This is a genomic window from Achromobacter xylosoxidans A8, assembly GCF_000165835.1.
Classification (GTDB): domain Bacteria; phylum Pseudomonadota; class Gammaproteobacteria; order Burkholderiales; family Burkholderiaceae_B; genus Achromobacter; species Achromobacter xylosoxidans_B.
Genome location: NC_014640.1, coordinates 79,184 through 95,964, shown reverse-complemented (window position 1 = coordinate 95,964; position 16,781 = coordinate 79,184). Strand labels below are relative to the sequence as shown.

The following is a 16,781-nucleotide window of genomic DNA, read 5'->3' as shown; positions in this document are numbered from 1 at the left end:
ATCACCTCTTCGCAGCAGAGAAGAAAAGCACCAGCAATTGCGACGCTTGCTTGTAGTCCATCAGCACATAGCCTCGCCCGATCTCAAACTGAAAGCCTTCCGTCCACGTCACCGAAAGCGGCGGCCTCTTGCCTTGGAATACTTCCGCGATGACGTTGCTGTACTTCCTGGAAAAAATAACGATCTCGCTATCAATCTGTTTGACGGGCAATTCGGCGTTGACGACGGCCTGGCGAAACAGGCTGCCTCGCGCCAGGACCGGCAGGGCGCCCTCAATGAAACGGCTCTCGCTCAAGGCAGACGTGTCTCCCGATTCCGCATACGCCAGATAGAGGGTGACTATCTTCGCCGCTGATTGCAGCTGCGCGTGGTCCGCGCCCTGCCCAAGTATTGACGTGAGAACCGTTGGATTGGCCCCAATACCCGAGAAACCGTATTCGCACTTGCGTCCGCCGGCATACCGCTGGACGGTGCACGTCCCGTTGACGCTATAGGCCTCGTATTGCCCGGATGAGAAGCGGCATTCACAGTATTTCGCCGGCGCAAGCGGCGTTGCTGGGGCGTTCTGGCCGGTGCCTTGCGCTTGGGCTGTGGCGCCCAGCGTCATGGACAAGGCCCCGAGAGCGGCCAAAGCGTGCAGGGTGAATCGAGCGTGCGGCATGGGTACACCTCGCTTTACTCAACCACCGAGACAGTGGCGCTTGCCGCACATTTAATAACGATCCCGCAGGATCCGGGTCGGGATTAATCCATCAGGAGCCATCCGAAAATGGGATCCTCGGCATCCGGAACTGCAACGACTGCGGGCGCTATCGCAGTCCGGCGCTTTCTCCGATTGCAACCAGACGCTATTCCGCCCGGATCAGGTTCGGCGCGGCCGCGGATTCCGGCTTGTAGTACAGCGTGGGCGCTCGATACACCAGGTCGCGCAGCGCCTCGTCCAGCTTGGGCAGCTTGAAACTGCCTGCATCCGGCGCCTGCCGAAAATCTTCCAAGCTCGCGGGCAGGCGCGTCAACGTGATCGAGTCCATCGTGCAGACCGGATCGAAAGCCACCCCTTCGCACGAATCTGGTGTCATCACCGGCTGGTCCAACGGCAACACGAAACCGTCCGTCAGCACCACCTCGCCCGCTTCCAGCTTGATCGCCGCTATCGGTGAAAACGACAGTTCGACATCAATGCCAGGCGCCGGTACGGCATCCGCCCATCCCTCATTGAATGCGCGCTCCGCGCTGATCCGCCAGCGCAGTTCCCGCGCCGCCTCGTCACAACCGCCGCCCACCCGCAGCACCACTTCGCAGCCCTGGCCCAGCCCGTCGTCGGCCTCTGGCTCGGACTGCGGCCGGGTTGAGGTCTTCTTGAATTCGCGATCCACCGCGTAGTCCAACGTCGCGATGCCGATCTTCTTCAGCCGCTCCGTGGCACTCTGGCTCGGCACCGTTTCAGGAAGCTCTGTGCGCGGCTGATGATAGGTGATGCGGTTGAGCCAGTACTCACCCGGCCACACCGGTATCACCTGATACAGCAGCTTGCCGCGCACCGTCTGGAACTGCGGCCCTACGTCCACCATATCCAGCTTGTGCTCGCCCTGTCCGGCGCTGATCGCGTAGTCCTTTTCCGACTTGTGGTTCCAACGCATGAATGTGCTGCGCTGGCGCACATAGCGGTCGCGCGTGGCTTCATTGTCGAAATCCCGCTGTGGGGCGGCATCCAGATTGATCGTCGGGATCACCAATAGCGCCATGCCCTCCCGCCGCACCGTACTCAGCAAATCGTCCACGTTCGCGCGATGACGCTCCATCTGCGCAGCCGCGCGGGCGGCCAGATCCGCATCGACGGAAGGCTGAGCCAGCGTCAATGCCGGAGCAAGCAGGGCGGTCATCAGGCACAAGCGGGCAGGCACGGGAATGGACATCATCGTTCTGGGTTCCTGTTTCCGAAGCAGTAAGGAGTCGGGCGTTGCGAGACGCTGGGCCACGCAGTGCCCCGACGCGTAGAGGCGCAGCCATGATATCGCGCCGGACCTTCTATACGGGCTGCAGCTACCCAGTGCGGTTTCAATAACGCGCGGGCTTCGACTACCAACCCATGATGTGACACGGGATGACCACCGGCCTGCGCAGCTGACGGCACTCGCAAGACCGGAATACGCTGCACAGAGTAGACTGGCCGCCTGTCCATCTGTATCGAGTCCTACTCCATGCTAGTCAAAGCCCTACGTGTCGGCCTGGGTCAAATCATCGTGCTGGGCGACGCCCTCACGCGGCCCCGCCCGCAACAGCGCTCCGCGCAAGGCCAGGCCACGGTCAACACCGAAGCGGCCAAGCTGTCGCTCTACCAGTTCCACGCCTGCCCGTTCTGCGTCAAGACGCGGCGCGCCATCCACAAGCTCAACGCGCCCATCGCGTTGCGCGACGCCAAGGGCGATCCCGAAGCGCGCGCGCAACTGCAGGCAGGCGGCGGCAAGGTGAAGGTGCCGTGCCTGCGCATCGACGACGCCGCGGGCACGCGCTGGATGTACGAGTCCAGCGACATCATCGCCTACCTTGAACAACGCTTCGCCAACGTAGCCTGACAAGGGTTCATGGGCATGATGCGCCTGGCTCGCCTGTTCCTCATCACCTTGGCCGCCGCGAGCGCGCTGGCCGGCTGCGATGCCGCGCTGGAGCCCGCGCCGCCCGGGTCGAAACTCAACGCCGAAGCCATCGCCACGCGCGACACCCCTCCGGAGCATCAGTTCAAGGGCGTGCTGGCGGGGAAGCCCGTGCATCTGCTGATGCATAAATGCAAGGTGTACATGGTCGAACCGGCCGACGGCGAGAACCTGAAGTGGACGCTGGTGCTGGAAGGCGACCTGTATCCGCTGCCGACCAGCTGCATCCGTCAATCGCTGACCGAGAGCAAGGGCGTGGTGACTGCGTTTATCGGGCGGCAGGCGTTTGGGGCGGGCGGGTGCTGCACGGGGACGCCGGAGTATCGGTCCAGGGATGGAGTGAATTGGAAGCCGCGCTGAGCGCAGCGACGTCATGCCGCCAGCACCCGTTGCAGAAATCCCCGCATCAGCACAGCCACCTCATCCAGATGCGTCTCCAACAACCAATGGCCGCCACCCTCCAATAGGTGCAGTTCAGCATCCGGCAAATCCCGCAGATAGGCGCGGGCGGAAGCTTCTGGCATGTAGTGATCCTGCGGCCCCCAGACAATCAGCGTAGGCGGCTGGTGATCCCTTAGATACCGCCGGTGCTCCGCAAACCACGCGCGGTTTTGCTTCAGGCCGGCAATCAAGTCGATGGCAACCTCCTTGCGGCGCGGCGTCATCAGCGACCAATGCAGCTTCCATAGATCCGGGGAAATGCGGTCGACAACCTCCGGCCCGACATGGTTCAGGAATTCCTCCTGGAAGCTTGCTTCAGTAATGCTGTCGCCTATGGCGCCGCGCATCTCCGCGGGCGGCAGCGCCCAGGTGGCTTCGATGTCCGCATATTTGGGCCCCAAGGCGTCCTCGTAGGGAACGTCGCCATTCTGAATGATCAGCGCCGTCACCCGATGAGGCGCACGGATCGCCAACCGCGCCCCGATGGGTGAGCCGAAGTCGTGCAGGTAGAGCGCATAGCGGTCCAGGCCCAGCGCCAGGACAAAGCGATCCAGAAAGGCCGCATAACCGTCGAAGCTGTAATCGAAGTCCTCGGGCGTGGCGCTGTAGCCGGCGCCAGGATAGTCGGGCGCGATCAGGCGCCAGCGATCGGCCAGGCGAGGCATCAGGTTGCGGAACTCGTACGAAGAACAGGGGTAGCCGTGAGGCAGCAGGAGGGCAGGCGCGTCGGAAGGGCCTGCGATGCGGTAGAAGGTGTCGATGTTGTCGACGGGGATGCGGCGGTGCTCGACAGGGGCGGTCATGGGAGGCTCCTTGGGTTGCGGACGATGGGAGGGTGTAGATGGCCGCTACTCGTCAGCAATCACAGTGCCTGGACAGGGCTCGCCCCAGGGGGGAATGTCCCGAGGCAATCGCATGCAACGCCGCGCGTGATGCCGTAAGCGCCTCTATCCGCTTTTGGCTTTCCGGAATTCCGGAAGATCGCCCGGGATAAAGACGTCAGGCTACGATTTCGCAACATGCGGTTGGTCAGCCAACCGCCCGCTACGCCGAACCCCCAAAGGAAAGCCGCAGATGGCAAATGACGACCGCAGCCTGATCATTCCCAGAAGAACGCCCGAATCAGCAGCCATGACGGCCAACATCAAACGCGCGATGACGATCACCGCCGCCCTCAACCGCCTGACCTTCAACGACGCCGCTGAAGTCCGCGCCTTGTTCAGCGAGCTGATCGGCAAGACGGTCGATGACAGCTTCCTGTTGATTCCGCCGTTCTATACGACCGGTGGCCCCGATATCAGCGTCGGGCGCAACGTCTTCGTCAATCAGAACTGCACCTTCTATGACCTGGGCGGGTTGAGCATTGCCGATGACGTGATGATCGGGCCGAACGTGAGCCTTATCACGTCCGGCCATCCTATCGAACCTTCGCGGCGTCGTGACTTCGTCACGGCGAAGCCCATTGTGATCGAGAGGAATGTCTGGATCGCGGCGGGTGTGACCGTTATTGGTGGCGTGACTGTGGGAGAGAACTCGGTGGTCGCGGCGGGTTCGGTGGTCACCAAGGATGTGCCCGCGAATTCGCTGGTGGGCGGGAATCCGGCCAGGGTGATTCGGTCGATTGCTGAATAAGGCGGGCGCGTGAGCGCCGCGCCTCTGTCTGCTGAGTTTGGCTACTGGATCGACGACGGCGCGCCGTGTGTGACGTCGCCGAGATCTGCATCCACCTCGCAAAAGCGCGCCTGCGCCAGCATGGCATCGGTCAAGGTGCCCAGGTGATCGCACAAGCCTTCCACTCCGCCCATCAATGCAGCCACCGCCCAGGCGTCCAACGGCTGCCCGCCGGTTGCGTCAGGTTCAGATGCGCTGTTGCCAACCATGCGGGCGATGGCCTCGATGGCGTGGCGGGCGCGGTCTATGTGGTGGAGATGGGAGAGGGGAATGGAACCGAACTCGGGGTCAGTGTCCACGGACCAGGGGTTTTGGGTTAGGGGGTGGGATTGCATGACAGCCTCCAAACGCCAAAGACACTATCCGGCTTCCAAACCGGGCCACCGCTGGGCGGTAGCGAAGTGAGTATATGGGACAAAGCCAGTAAATCTCGCGCCGGCGGTGACAATTCCGCCACGCCAAATCGCCGTTTAACGCAAGATGCCCAGTCGCCTATTAGCAATCGTAGCTAAAGCTCGACCTGCAAGCTGGGCTCAACACGAAGCTGAAAGCCGTATGGCGCAGGACAGCTGTTTGGTATCGACCGGGGAGTAGTGCCGTAAACCGATGTCAGACTAAAATTTCGCGAAATTTGGTTGGAGAAATTGCAGAAATTGCACGCTGACACCGTTTCATTGATCAGAGTCGGCTTCAGTTCGTGACTCTAACGGAGCGGAAGACCTCGCTAAGTTGCACAGCAGCAGCGCGCCTGTCGCCCATGTCCACCAGCCTGTCAAGTGCTCTCAAGAGCTTCTGCGCCATCGCCAGGGGCATGGGTTGCTGCCTCTCGCTGAAGCGCTGAATCAGCCCCGACAGCCGCCCCGGCAACTGCGTGTTTCGCCACCCCGAAGGGGTTCCATCTCCAGCAAAGAGATGCTCAAGGCTGTCGACGAAATGCTGAACTGGGTAGTGCTCGAAGCTGCTCTCGCAAAGGCTCATCCAGGCGCGAGCAACGAAGGTGACAGAGCCGTGGACGCGCAGTATCGGCTCGAAAATTGGAATCACAGCCCCAACTTCGGCCCAGTTTTGGTTCGCAAAACGAACTGCCCCACCTGCGTACCCGAGGTCGGCGAAGAACAGGTGCTTGACGATGTCGACGAAGTCCTGCTCTGCGTGCCCGCCTTGAGCGGCGTGGCGCCAGTCCCTATAGGCCAGAACTCGCTGCGTGACGACGGAGAGCAACTCCAAGGCGGTTTGAGGAATTTCTGAGCTGTCCGCCACCTGGGCGATCAGATGACTTGAGAAACACTCGCCAAGGCTCGCGAAGGTCTCGTCATTGGTGGCCAGGGCAGGTTGCAGGAACCGCCGCGTGCCTTCCTCTACAGCCAGTTTCAGCGTGACCCGGGACAGGAATCGGAACAAATAGCGACGCCACCCGAAGTAGTCTGGGCCGTGGGCTTCGTAGAGGTCCCGTCGGCTTCTCGCCCAGTCAGGCGCGATTCGCTTGATGGTCCACTTGGTCAAGCCCTCGCTCCAATCCAGGAACAATGCCGCGTGCGCTTGGTCAGCCAATGTGGCTTCCAACGGGATGACCGTCAGAACCTTCTCCAGTAGCGAGGTGTCGACATGCACTGGGTTGACCCGCCACTCAGCATTGACAGAGCGGCCACGTCGACGGCGAGCTTGAACCGCCTCGCCGTCAATAATCGGCACCCAGGGTTCGGGCCAAGTAGGCAGAAACTCGGCAACAGGCGCTCCATCTTGGAGACGTTGGAGTTCCTCGGCGATGACATCCTGGATTCGCGCGTAGCGCCGTGCCTCTGCGTCTCCGGGACCATATTGCACTTCGAAGATCGCTAGCGCCGTAGCCAGCCGCATCGCTGCCCACGCGATGTCTGGATACCTAGACCAGGCACCCAGCAAGGCGCCGAACGCAGCAACTGCGATTTCCTCATAGGGATGGGCGCACAGGTGCGTGAGGAACGACTGCAGCGGCCTGACGTCCTCGTTGTCTTCGGCAACTGCGAACAATGCCCCCAACCCCTTGGCGGCGTAGAGCACCGGATGATGCATGAGCTTCACACTGCGGGTGAAAAACGGTTGCGGCACTTCTGGCGTCTGCGCAGCACGAGCGCACACTTCAGTGGCCCATTCAAGGTGCGCTTCCGCTTTCTCGAGCAGAAGGATTGCAGCTACGCCAGCAACGGCCGATTGCCGTTGGTGTGCCAGCTCCGTGAATTCATGTCCGGTCGCAAAGAGGTCTTCGGAGTCGAGTTCGATGGCTGCTGTTGCAGCAGCTTCGAGCGTGAGTGACTCCTTCAGCTTGCCCTCATCAAAGTAGGGGTAGACCCAGGTCAGAAGAGTGAGATAGCGTCCCATCTCGCTGTGCTGGGCTTGCATCATCTGGATGTCCTCACCAGTGGCCTTGGGATTCTCGTGGGAGATGACCACCTTGGATTCATCCGCGCTTAGCTCTGCGCGATAGTTCTCTCGTTTGCCAAGCTCTGCCCATATCTCTGCCGTTCTTGCGAAGTCCGAACGTACCTCGGCGTTTTTTCGTTGCTCGGCGTAGTCGAAGGGCAGGTCCCCTGAGAAGCCTTGGATGGCCGCAGCCGCTTGCGTCCCTAGCTCTCCTCCCCTGAGTACCATGAGGGTGCCGAGCGAGCGGATGTCTGCACGGCGCACCGGCCGTTCGTTGCCTTCCTTGACGGCCAGCCCGTGAGGTCTGTCCTGCGGCTGGAGGAACCCGATAAGGTTCGCCATCTGTCCCATGTCTTCTACTTGGCGTCGAATGTCCCAGTGCCAGAGGCGTTGATTCGTCGCGATCGGCAGAGTTACTGCGGAGGTGTGCTGCTCCTGCAGGGCAATGGCTGCGGCAACGGCAAGTGCTCCCACAGACTGGTGGCCGGCTAAAACCGCCTCAAGTACTTCGTCAGCTGGGGTGCCTTTCTCAAGCTCATTAAAAGCCCACGCCTCAAGAGCCATCCAGCCTGAGTTGACGGTCGAGGACCCGAAGCACCCACGTGCGCCCAAGTAAAGACGGCTGTCACCCCAAAATACTTGCCTGCCCCACGGAAACTGCATAACGAGCGGGATAGGTGTTCCATCCTTTTCGCGGGAGAGCCGATGCAGCTGTCGCCACGACCGAAGGGCATGGTTGGCGACTTCCCGAACCAGCCGCCTACCCTGATCGGGTGCTTGCTGCAGCAGCGAGTGGAATGGCTCTCTGGTGGGCGCCGCAGGAAAGAAGGAGAACTGGTCTTCGATGGAGAGATGGTCCCACTCGATGTGGCTGAAGCTGTGTGGTACTAGGAAGTCCTCTTCTCTCAGCTCCTTCTGCACAACGACTGGAAGGCGCTTGCGCACAACGGAAAGCGCGAAGTCCGCCAACTCCGCTGGGCACGTGCGTGCGAGAAACGGGGAGTGCGAGAAAACGGACTGCACGACCTGATGTGGCATTTGTTCCACGCGGCACAAATCGCGGAGGTACTGAGTGACCAAAGAGCGCTGGGTAAGCGAAGAGTTCAGTACCAACGTGCGCAGCGCGGACTCGAGCTCGTCCAAGCCATCTCGCCCGTCCTCGATCTCGCCCCAGACACCACGATCCGTCGAGAAGTCCGTCCGATGCTGTAGATGCTGAATGTGGTAAAGCCAAGCTAGGCAGGTCTGAGCGATGCGCTCGGACACCCGGTTTCGATAGTGCAAGAACATGTTCTGCCATACCTCGAACGCCGAAACCACGTCTGGAATCACCCTTATAGGGATGTCCGAGGCGTGGTCCAGCAGCCAGTCGCAGAAGCGCGCCCAAGCTGCGATGTCCGAAGGGTGCCCCCACATGTCCGCGTACAGCATGCGCTTGGCGAGGTCGAGGTCAGGATCATCTGAGCGCTCGAGAATGGCCGCATTCGGCTTCGTCTTTTCAGCTTGGTACCAAACGACCACCTTGCGGACCCGCGAGTGGGCAGTGTCGAGCATCGCTCGGTCGAAGGTTGAGGAGTACAGCGCGAACGTCTCCAAGGAAAACGGACCGGCCATCCACGCGCGTAGCCATTGGGAACGAAGTCTCTGATTTCCCTCCAAGGCGGCCAAGTGGTCGGCCCAGTTCTCGCCGTGGGCAAGCTCTGCCTGAGAGAGTAGTTCGACGACCCGCCCAAGCGCTGGCGGCTCCCCAATTTCGCGAATGACCTCTGGCCAAGTTTCATCCGCCCGGACCAGGTACTGCAAGAACGCCCATTCGAAAAAGATGTCGTGGGAGAACTGCACGGTATGTCCGCGTCTGACAGGTCGAACGATGCCGTCTGCCTCAAGTTCCGCGAGCGTCTGGGCATCGACATCTGCTATGGGGATGCGCCTGCCCAGTTGATGTGCGCCTGTCTTGGCCAACTGCACCAGGGCGTTTCGTCGGTAGCCCACCCGCGTGGGATCAGCACCGTAGCCGCCACGTTCCCACCACAATGCCGCAAGGTCGACCTCGGAGGTGGCCTGCGCGTTCGATGAGTCAACCTCCTTGGCGAGCACGGCCGCAAAAAAGGGCCGACGAACGACCGCGCGAACAGAATCATTACCGAAAAGCAGCGGTCTAAGTGCTGGCTTGACTTGAGCGAGCGCCTCAGCTTCCTCGTCATCAAAAGAGTCTATGGTCAGCGTCCGTACTCCGCTTGAGAACAGGCGCGCAGGCAGCCACGTGCGCAGCGGTTCCATTCCCGTATCGCGCACGGTGGCCACGACGCACCATCCTGACAGCAACGGCGAGGAGTAGATGCTGTTCAGCAAGTCTAGGAGGATGCCACGGTGTTCGATCTCCACACGGTCAATACCGTCGACGAACAACACGCTGCAGCTGGACGCTGAAAGCTCCACCAGGAGCTCCTCCAAGCTACCGTGCGTCATGCCTGCGGCCGTGGCGTACTGCGCCCACGTGCTTCCTCGCAGACGGTCTGACTTTAGGAAGAGGACAGTTCCTGAGGTGGCAAGTTGTTCGACCGCCGAGCGAAGAACGACCGACTTCCCCGCACCGGGCATGCCGCCAATCTGCACAAAGCCGGGCGATTTTGCAGCCTCGACCACCGCTTGAACGCTGGTGTCGCGGGGCACACTTAAGCCAGAGATGCTGTTCGTGATTTCGGCTGCGGCAAGTCGGCTCTCTTGTTGTATGGCTTGCAGTGCTCCTTGTGCACTCGGCGCCTCGACAAGCCGGAATGTGCCGCTCAGGCGAGCAACGAGGGTCTTGCGGTCATATCCCGCGGCGCGCCCTTGCGAAACGCGCACCAATGCGAGCAATCGGCGCCACAGGTCGTCAGCGCGGAGGCGGTCCACTGGAGCCACGGCGTTGGCAAGGGTTGCAACTACCTGCGCCTCGGTCGGAGAGCCTTCGGTCAACAAGTCCATCCTGATGAGGACAAAGTGGCTCAGCAGATTGTGGGTGGTTGCATCAATCGTGTCTGGAGCGACCTTGGACGACAGGATGTCACGAACCGCTTCGAACTGCGGGAGTTTCTCTCCTGCGGCGCCATCTGTCCGTAGCTTTCGGACAAACTGTTCCAAGGAGCTTTCTGCTCTCGCCCACTCACAAAGCGTCTCGAAGCTTCTCTTGGCTGCGTCTGAGATCTCGCCGACGATGGCGCCCACTCTGTCTAACGAAATCTGAAAATCCGGATCTGAGAGTGTTTCGTAAGAGCGTTCAATCGTTTCTCGGAAGTCAGTGTTCGTGCTCGCCGCGCTGACTACCAGCTTGCGCTTGACTTGGGCGCTAAAGGTTATCGAGACTTGGTCGGCACCTTCTGCCCGAACGATGAGATCGTCCAGCGGCTGTCCGAACGAACCTTGCTGCACGGAGACATGTCTGACGACACGGCCCGGCAGGCCGGGCGCTGTTGTCTCGCAGAGTAGCGCTACTGCATATACCGCAGAAACAGCGTCCTCGAAACTGAAGCCTTGGCCGCCAGTCAGCTCGGGTGATGTCCCGCTTGGTGCTGCTTGCGTGGTGCCTGGGGTCTTCTGACCGTCATCGCCTTGGTCTGTCGTCATCGCTAGGAAAAGTTTGAATAATACTGATCAGGAAAATAATGGTGTCAGACTACAATTTCGTAGCATATAGCCGGCAAAATTGTAGTCTGACATCATTATTGACATTTACAAATTATGGACCGATTTCTACAAAGACCCGAGGTGATGAGAGTATCCATAATTGAGAGCCTTGATTTTCTTAGAATAGCTATCGGCAAGATCCGGCAATTGCTCTTTGTCAAAATCCTTTATTTGTGCAATTTTTAACATTTCGAGCAACCTCTCCGAATCAATTAGACTCAGTTTAATCCCTTGCAACTCCGCTTTTTGACATACTGACTTTGCCCCGGCAGTGAAGCCCGACGTCGTCACAAACATTCCCTGCGGAAGACCATGCAAAACCAGCGCACCAACGAAAGAACGTAGCTGCTCAATTTCGATGACGCCACGATAACGCTTCACTTGAACCCCAAACGCTTCGCCCGACCCGTCGATTCCGATTACGTCCAACCCACCGTCGTTCGAGCGACTCGTTATTTGCACATCGAGCCTGTAAGACTTCAAGATGCTCGTCACGATTTTTTCAAATTGGTATGGCTCTATTGAAAAGCGGTCGCTATATCTGGCACAAAGATAGTTCCTTAGCTCCTCAACCGGGCTATGAATTGGCGATGGCAACACTGAAGTGAGCGCTCCGGCAGCCCACTGGTACGCAGAATACCCCTTAGCAGGCGTCTCATATTGAAGCTCCCGGATAACGCACCACCATCCGCAAACAGGGCAGCAATGAAAGGCCGTCCCGACGACTTCAGGTACCGACATAATGGGGCGATGCAATAAAAAAGAGCCATCCACATAGATTGCGTTCTGCCTAACTTGCAGATCATGCTCTTTTCGAATCGCGTCTTCGTTCAAGTCCCACAAATTATCAACCGGGCAGGAGAGCATATCCGCATTACAGAATATGCATTCTGGCCGGGGAAAGAGAATTTCGGCGGCCTGTGTAGTTGCCAGGTGATGCCACATAGCTTTTCGACACCTCGAGAAAATATGGTGTCAGACTACAATTTACCCAGAGAAATTGCAGCCTGGCACCATATTTTTCCAACCGCCACGGCTAAATCGCGTCGCGCTATCGCGACAGTCAGACGAACGTCGTGCCGGGCGCAGCCCATGCGGTCGCGCACGGCCGGAAGACGCTGGTACAGCCGCCTTCTCCCGGATGGTTGAATCTCCAATCAGCTCAAAATCAGACCATTTCAGCTCATTTAAGCCCAAAACCGGCCTATTCAATGAGCTGACTACTGCTAATTTGAGCTGATTCGACCTGCCTTGAGCACGCCATGCGCGTCCGCGAAGACATACTCCAAATACTCCATACCCGCCAGCGGGAAACTCGTCCGTGGCTGAGTTCCAGCGAGCTGGCCGGCAGTATCGATACCAGTTGGTCCACCGTGAAACGCCAGCTGGATGTCCTGCTCAAAGCAGGCTTGGTGTTATGCGAGGGAAGGGGCCGGGCCACACGCTACCGAGTCGCGGACCAGGCGTCCGCTTGGGCATATGCCGCGACCAATATCGCCACGCGGCTGGCGGAACCGGCGCCCGATACCAACGGAATGATCTGGTCCGAACACGGGCGGGCACTGCTCGCCCACCTCCGGCAACCGCTAGCATCGCGCGCACCGGTGGGCTATCAGCGCAGCTTCGTGGAGGACTATGTTCCAAATCAGAGTTCCCTGTTGCCTCCCGCCCTGGCCCAAGCCTTGGCCGACGAAGGCCGCATGCAGGGGCAGCAGCCTGCCGGCACTTACGCGCGCCGCGTGCTGGAACCGCTGTTGCTGGACCTGTCCTGGTCGTCTTCGCGGCTGGAAGGCAATCGGTACTCGCTGCTGGCCGCGCAAGAGCTCTTCAAACGCGGCGCGGCAGCCACTGATCTGGACGCGATCATGCTGCTCAACCACAAGGCCGCCATCGAGTTCATGATCGATGCGGTGCCCATGCACGGCCTGACGTCCGCAATCATCGGCAACCTCCACGCGATCCTGATGCAGCACCTGTTGCCCAACACCAAAGGCTTGGGTCATATCCGCCAGACCGTGGTCAATATCAGCGGCACGACCTACCTGCCCATCCAGGCGCCCGCGCTACTGCAGGAGATTTTCGATCACATCCTGGAGAAGGCGCGACTGATCAAGAACCCCGTGGAAGCGGCATTCTTTCTCTGGGTGAACCTTGCCTATCTGCAGCCCTTCGAGGACGGCAACAAACGCACCAGCCGCTTGTCGGCCAATATTCCGTTGATGCTCTACAACTCCGCGCCGCTGTCCTTCCTGGATGTGGAGGCACAAGACTATGCCTACGCCATGATGGGCGTCTACGAACGCGGCGACGTGGCGCTGGCGGTGGATCTTTTCACCTGGTCCTATCGGCGCTCGATCCGCAAATACGCCATTCCGCTCGATGCGGCGGCGTGCCGGATTCCGTTCGCCTGCGATTCCGAGAAAAGCTGAACGAAGCGATCAGCCGAGTGGTGCTTGCGCGGCAAACTGCCGATCAGCGGTGGCGGCGCTAGCCTTGTCGGAGGACGATGTGCACGTGTTCCGGCCGATGTTCGTGGAAGAGCTGCTCGTGCTGGATCTGTACAACTGCGCGTGCTATCGCTTGCCGATGGAGCTGGTGCAGGAGTGGATCGACGCGGGACGGCCACAGTAAGCACTCGATTCGATCTATGGTGCTCCATCCCGCCCCCTATTCATAGCTGACGCAAGCGGCCAATTCCGGCAGTCGCATTTGCATCTCCTCCAGGCACTCTCTCAGTTTCTGAGCCTCTGTTGGCAGGCGATCTTCGAGAATTGACCAGCCGATAAATCGCAATCGATGCGGCATATCCACCAAACCGGTAATTGCGTCCCAAAAGGCATCCCAGTTATGGCCGTACCACCCCGGGAAATTGAGAGCATTCATCAGGCATTCATGCAATTCCCTAGGGGTATTTACCTCACGTAGAACTATCGATACTTCCTGTACACGCGCGGTCATGACACCACCTGTCAAATCCATATTTAGGAAACAGCCGTCCGCAGATGAGCGGGGCAATTCAAGCATTTCTCATATGTACTATGGCCAAACACTGGACTTCCTGCCCTGCGTACTACCGCGTCAACGGTTGACGCGATCTCCACAAAGCACAGAGGCCGCATATTCATGCGGCCTCTGCAATTCACTACGTCAAGACTCGGATTACGCCTTACGCACCTGAGCAATCAACCCATCCAGCTGCGCCAACATCGTATCGATTTCTTCCGCCGTCACATTCAACGCCGGCATGAAGCGCAGCAGGTTTCCGCGCGGAGCATTCAGCAGCAAACCATTAGGCGCCAGATTGCGCGCGGCTTCAACGATGGCAGGACCATCATCCCGATCCATCACCAGCGCACGCAGCAGACCCATCCCGCGCTCACCCTTCATGCCCCACTTAGCCGACAGAGCCAGCAGGCCTTCGGACAGTTGCTTGGCGCGGGCGTTGACGGATTCCATGAAGCCCGGCGCGGCCAGGGCGTCGAACACGGCGACGCCGACGGCGGCCATCAGCGGGTTGCCGTTGTAGGTACCACCCTGGTCACCATGCGAGAACACGCACACTTCCTGACGAGCCAGCAGCGCAGCCAGCGGCACGCCGCCGCCAATACCCTTGGCCAGCGTCATGATGTCCGGCACAACGTCGGATTGCTGGTAGGCGAACATAGTGCCCGTACGCCCCATGCCCGTCTGCACTTCATCAACGATGAACAGCAGCTTGTGCTCGTCGGCCAGCTTGCGCAGGCCTTGCATGAATTCCTTGCTGGCGGGGACGACGCCGGCTTCGCCTTGCACGGGTTCGAGCATGATGGCGACGGTTTGGTCGTCGATCAGCTTGCGCACGGATTCCAGGTCGTTGATTTCGGCCTTGGGGAAGCCTTCGACCTGCGGGGCGAACATCTTGTCCCAGCCCGGCTTGCCGGACGCGGACATGGTGGCCAGCGTGCGGCCGTGGAAGCCGTGGTTCATGGTGATGATCTTGTAGGCGCCTTTCTTGTGCACCTGGCCCCATTTGCGGGCGAGCTTGATGGCGCCTTCGTTGGCTTCGCCGCCGCTGTTGGCGAAGAAGACGCGGTCGAAGACCGAGGCGCCGGTCAGGCGCTCGGCCAGTTCGATGGAGGGCAGGTTGTAGAACGCCGGCGAGGGGTTCATCAGCAGCTTGGACTGGTCCAGCAGGGCTTTCTGCATTTCCGGGGCGCTGTGGCCCAGGGTGTTGACGGCCCAGCCCTGGACGAAGTCCAGGTATCGCTTGCCCGCGTGATCCTCCAGCCAGGATCCCTGGCCGCGCACGAACACGAGGTCCGGGCGGGAGGTGATCTCCATGAGGGCGTTGGTCTTGAACTGGCTGAATTCCATGGCGGTTCCTGCGGAATGAGAGAACAGGGGGTGAGAAAGTAATTGGACGATGCCAATAGGCGAATTTAGCACCGACGGGGGGATGCTATTGTGACGCACCCCCAGCCGATCCGCCCCGGGCCGCCTCAAAAGGGCAGACAACGCGGGCGCTCTATTTTATGCAACAGGCGCGACCCCGCGCGCAGCCCTTTGTCGCTTTTTACTGACCAATCATGAAACGTATTCTTTCCAGTCTTGCCGCCGGCCTGGCGCTGGCGACGGCCGCGGCGACCGCACATGCCGATTATCCCGAGCGCCCCATCCGCCTGATCGTGCCGTTCCCGCCCGGGCAGGCGACCGATATCTTTGCGCGCGCGCTGGCCGAAAAGCTGGGCGCGGCCGTCAAGCAGCCCATCGTGGTGGAGAACCGCGCGGGCGCGGGCAGCAATATCGGGATGGAGCAGGCGGCGCGCGCGACGCCGGACGGCTACACGCTGGTGATCGCGGGCTCTGCCGCGGCGGTGAACCAGACGCTGTACAAGACCATCAATTACAGCCTGACCAAGGATTTTGCGCCGGTGTCGGGAGTGTTCTCGGTGCCGCTGATGTTCCTGGCGACGCCGGCTTCGGGCATTACGTCGCTCAAGCAGCTGGTGACGCAGGCGCGCGCCAATCCGGGCGAGCTGGCCTATGCCAGCGCGGGTATCGGCGGCACGCAGCATTTGTCGGCCGAGATGTTCAAGGCGGCGGCGAAGATCGACATCCGCCACATCCCGTACAAGGGCAGCGGCCCCGCGCAGGCGGATTTCCTGGGGCATCAGGTGCCGTTGATGGTGGATTCGGTGACTGCCGGCCTGCCGCATGTGCAGAGCAAGAAGGCGGTGGCGCTGGCGGTAACGACGGCCAAGCGGCTGCCGCAGCTGCCGGACGTGCCGACCGTGGCGGAATCGGGGTATCCGGGTTTCGAGGCCATCGGCTGGGCGGCGGTGCTGGCGCCGCGCGATACGCCGGCCGAGGTGACGGGCTATCTGAGCAAGCAGATCGGCCAGGTGCTGAACTCCCCGGACATGCAGAAGTTCTTCCGCGACCGCGGCGCGGAGCCGATGCCGCTGACGCCTGATGCGACGGGTGCTTTCATTGCCGGCGAAGTGAAGAAGTGGGGCGAGGCGGTGAAGCAGTCGGGCGCGCAGGTCGACTGACGGACGCGCAAGACGTCATGCCCGCAGCAAACCGCCCCGCATCGCCGGGGCGGTTTGCATGAGGGGCTGATAAAGCTATCGCGGCTTAGGCCGGATCATCCGGCTGGCCCGGCCGTCCGGGCTCGCCGGGTTGCCGGGGCTTTTCTGCAGGCTGCCCCGGATTGCCAGGCACTTCCGGCGGCACTCGGCCCGGGTCGACGTCATCGGGACCGGGCTGGCCCGGCACCTGGCCGGGAGCCTGCTTCTCCGGCGCGCCGCCGGGTTCTTGGCCGGGACGCTGGGACGGGTCGATGCCGGGTTGGCTGGAGGGATCGCCGGGCTTCTGGTTCGTGTTCATGGATATCTCCTGAAGATTCACGCAAAGCGTTTCACGCGAAGCAGCACGCGTATCGGTGCAGGACCACGATAGAAGCCTGGT

General features: G+C 60.6%; 15 protein-coding genes. 6 read left to right on the top strand and 9 right to left on the bottom strand.

Annotation, left to right across the window (positions count from 1 at the left end; translation table 11 throughout):
- Position 1: 1 nt before the first annotated feature.
- Positions 2–661: a hypothetical protein gene (locus AXYL_RS00450; protein ID WP_013390854.1), complete on the bottom strand. Its 660-nt coding sequence runs from the start codon at positions 659–661 to the stop codon at positions 2–4.
- A gap of 187 nt (positions 662–848) precedes the next feature.
- The gene (locus AXYL_RS00445) at positions 849–1,919 is read right to left on the bottom strand and encodes a hypothetical protein (protein WP_013390853.1); all 1,071 of its coding nucleotides are present in this window, start codon (positions 1,917–1,919) and stop codon (positions 849–851) included.
- 282 nt (positions 1,920–2,201) lie between these two features.
- Between AXYL_RS00445 and AXYL_RS00440 the strand changes: the two genes are divergently transcribed.
- Both AXYL_RS00440 and AXYL_RS00435 read left to right on the top strand, forming a co-directional pair.
- A complete protein-coding gene (locus tag AXYL_RS00440; protein ID WP_013390852.1) occupies positions 2,202–2,576 on the top strand; it encodes a glutaredoxin family protein in 375 nt (124 codons plus the stop codon).
- A 15-nt stretch (positions 2,577–2,591) separates the two neighbouring features.
- Positions 2,592–3,014, top strand: a complete 423-nt coding sequence (locus tag AXYL_RS00435) for a hypothetical protein (RefSeq protein ID WP_013390851.1) — start codon at positions 2,592–2,594, stop codon at positions 3,012–3,014.
- A gap of 11 nt (positions 3,015–3,025) precedes the next feature.
- On the opposite strand, the gene AXYL_RS00430 is transcribed toward AXYL_RS00435, so the two are convergent.
- Positions 3,026–3,898 (bottom strand): alpha/beta fold hydrolase, encoded by an 873-nt coding sequence (locus AXYL_RS00430; RefSeq protein WP_013390850.1) that lies wholly within the window; start codon positions 3,896–3,898, stop codon positions 3,026–3,028.
- Positions 3,899–4,169: 271 nt separating this feature from the next.
- On the opposite strand from AXYL_RS00430, the gene AXYL_RS00425 reads away from it, so the two are divergent.
- Positions 4,170–4,727 carry a sugar O-acetyltransferase gene (locus AXYL_RS00425; RefSeq protein ID WP_013390849.1) on the top strand — a complete coding sequence of 186 codons (558 nt, stop codon included), beginning with the start codon at positions 4,170–4,172 and terminating at the stop codon, positions 4,725–4,727.
- Between the two features lie 41 nt (positions 4,728–4,768).
- On the opposite strand, the gene AXYL_RS00420 is transcribed toward AXYL_RS00425, so the two are convergent.
- The 3 genes from AXYL_RS00420 to AXYL_RS34235 all read right to left on the bottom strand — a co-directional run bounded on the left by AXYL_RS00420 (position 4,769) and on the right by AXYL_RS34235 (position 11,777).
- Positions 4,769–5,101 (bottom strand): hypothetical protein, encoded by a 333-nt coding sequence (locus AXYL_RS00420; RefSeq protein ID WP_013390848.1) that lies wholly within the window; start codon positions 5,099–5,101, stop codon positions 4,769–4,771.
- A gap of 355 nt (positions 5,102–5,456) precedes the next feature.
- Positions 5,457–10,772 carry a hypothetical protein gene (locus tag AXYL_RS00415; RefSeq protein WP_013390847.1) on the bottom strand — a complete coding sequence of 1,772 codons (5,316 nt, stop codon included), beginning with the start codon at positions 10,770–10,772 and terminating at the stop codon, positions 5,457–5,459.
- A gap of 126 nt (positions 10,773–10,898) precedes the next feature.
- Positions 10,899–11,777: a restriction endonuclease gene (locus AXYL_RS34235; protein ID WP_013390846.1), complete on the bottom strand. Its 879-nt coding sequence runs from the start codon at positions 11,775–11,777 to the stop codon at positions 10,899–10,901.
- Positions 11,778–12,490: 713 nt separating this feature from the next.
- On the opposite strand from AXYL_RS34235, the gene AXYL_RS00405 reads away from it, so the two are divergent.
- Both AXYL_RS00405 and AXYL_RS35250 read left to right on the top strand, forming a co-directional pair.
- Positions 12,491–13,261 (top strand): Fic family protein, encoded by a 771-nt coding sequence (locus tag AXYL_RS00405; protein WP_237709967.1) that lies wholly within the window; start codon positions 12,491–12,493, stop codon positions 13,259–13,261.
- 64 nt (positions 13,262–13,325) lie between these two features.
- Positions 13,326–13,463 carry a hypothetical protein gene (locus tag AXYL_RS35250; protein WP_237709966.1) on the top strand — a complete coding sequence of 46 codons (138 nt, stop codon included), beginning with the start codon at positions 13,326–13,328 and terminating at the stop codon, positions 13,461–13,463.
- 36 nt (positions 13,464–13,499) lie between these two features.
- Here AXYL_RS35250 and AXYL_RS00400 read toward each other — a convergent pair whose 3' ends face one another.
- Entirely contained in the window at positions 13,500–13,715 is a 216-nt protein-coding gene (locus tag AXYL_RS00400; protein ID WP_237709965.1) for a barstar family protein, read from the bottom strand.
- Positions 13,716–13,991: 276 nt separating this feature from the next.
- A complete protein-coding gene (locus AXYL_RS00395; RefSeq protein WP_013390842.1) occupies positions 13,992–15,185 on the bottom strand; it encodes an acetylornithine transaminase in 1,194 nt (397 codons plus the stop codon).
- A gap of 212 nt (positions 15,186–15,397) precedes the next feature.
- On the opposite strand from AXYL_RS00395, the gene AXYL_RS00390 reads away from it, so the two are divergent.
- Complete coding sequence (locus AXYL_RS00390) at positions 15,398–16,363, top strand: Bug family tripartite tricarboxylate transporter substrate binding protein (protein ID WP_013390841.1); 966 nt, start codon at positions 15,398–15,400, stop codon at positions 16,361–16,363.
- An 85-nt stretch (positions 16,364–16,448) separates the two neighbouring features.
- On the opposite strand, the gene AXYL_RS00385 is transcribed toward AXYL_RS00390, so the two are convergent.
- A complete protein-coding gene (locus tag AXYL_RS00385; RefSeq protein ID WP_013390840.1) occupies positions 16,449–16,700 on the bottom strand; it encodes a hypothetical protein in 252 nt (83 codons plus the stop codon).
- Positions 16,701–16,781: the final 81 nt, after the last annotated feature.

Coding starts and splice junctions, on each gene's coding strand:
- AXYL_RS00450 (WP_013390854.1), bottom strand. CDS start 661: ATGCCGCACGCTCGATTCACCCTGCACGCTTTGGCCGCTCTCGGGGCC.
- AXYL_RS00445 (WP_013390853.1), bottom strand. CDS start 1,919: ATGATGTCCATTCCCGTGCCTGCCCGCTTGTGCCTGATGACCGCCCTG.
- AXYL_RS00440 (WP_013390852.1), top strand. CDS start 2,202: ATGCTAGTCAAAGCCCTACGTGTCGGCCTGGGTCAAATCATCGTGCTG.
- AXYL_RS00435 (WP_013390851.1), top strand. CDS start 2,592: ATGATGCGCCTGGCTCGCCTGTTCCTCATCACCTTGGCCGCCGCGAGC.
- AXYL_RS00430 (WP_013390850.1), bottom strand. CDS start 3,898: ATGACCGCCCCTGTCGAGCACCGCCGCATCCCCGTCGACAACATCGAC.
- AXYL_RS00425 (WP_013390849.1), top strand. CDS start 4,170: ATGGCAAATGACGACCGCAGCCTGATCATTCCCAGAAGAACGCCCGAA.
- AXYL_RS00420 (WP_013390848.1), bottom strand. CDS start 5,101: ATGCAATCCCACCCCCTAACCCAAAACCCCTGGTCCGTGGACACTGAC.
- AXYL_RS00415 (WP_013390847.1), bottom strand. CDS start 10,772: ATGACGACAGACCAAGGCGATGACGGTCAGAAGACCCCAGGCACCACG.
- AXYL_RS34235 (WP_013390846.1), bottom strand. CDS start 11,777: ATGTGGCATCACCTGGCAACTACACAGGCCGCCGAAATTCTCTTTCCC.
- AXYL_RS00400 (WP_237709965.1), bottom strand. CDS start 13,715: ATGAATGCTCTCAATTTCCCGGGGTGGTACGGCCATAACTGGGATGCC.
- AXYL_RS00395 (WP_013390842.1), bottom strand. CDS start 15,185: ATGGAATTCAGCCAGTTCAAGACCAACGCCCTCATGGAGATCACCTCC.
- AXYL_RS00390 (WP_013390841.1), top strand. CDS start 15,398: ATGAAACGTATTCTTTCCAGTCTTGCCGCCGGCCTGGCGCTGGCGACG.
- AXYL_RS00385 (WP_013390840.1), bottom strand. CDS start 16,700: ATGAACACGAACCAGAAGCCCGGCGATCCCTCCAGCCAACCCGGCATC.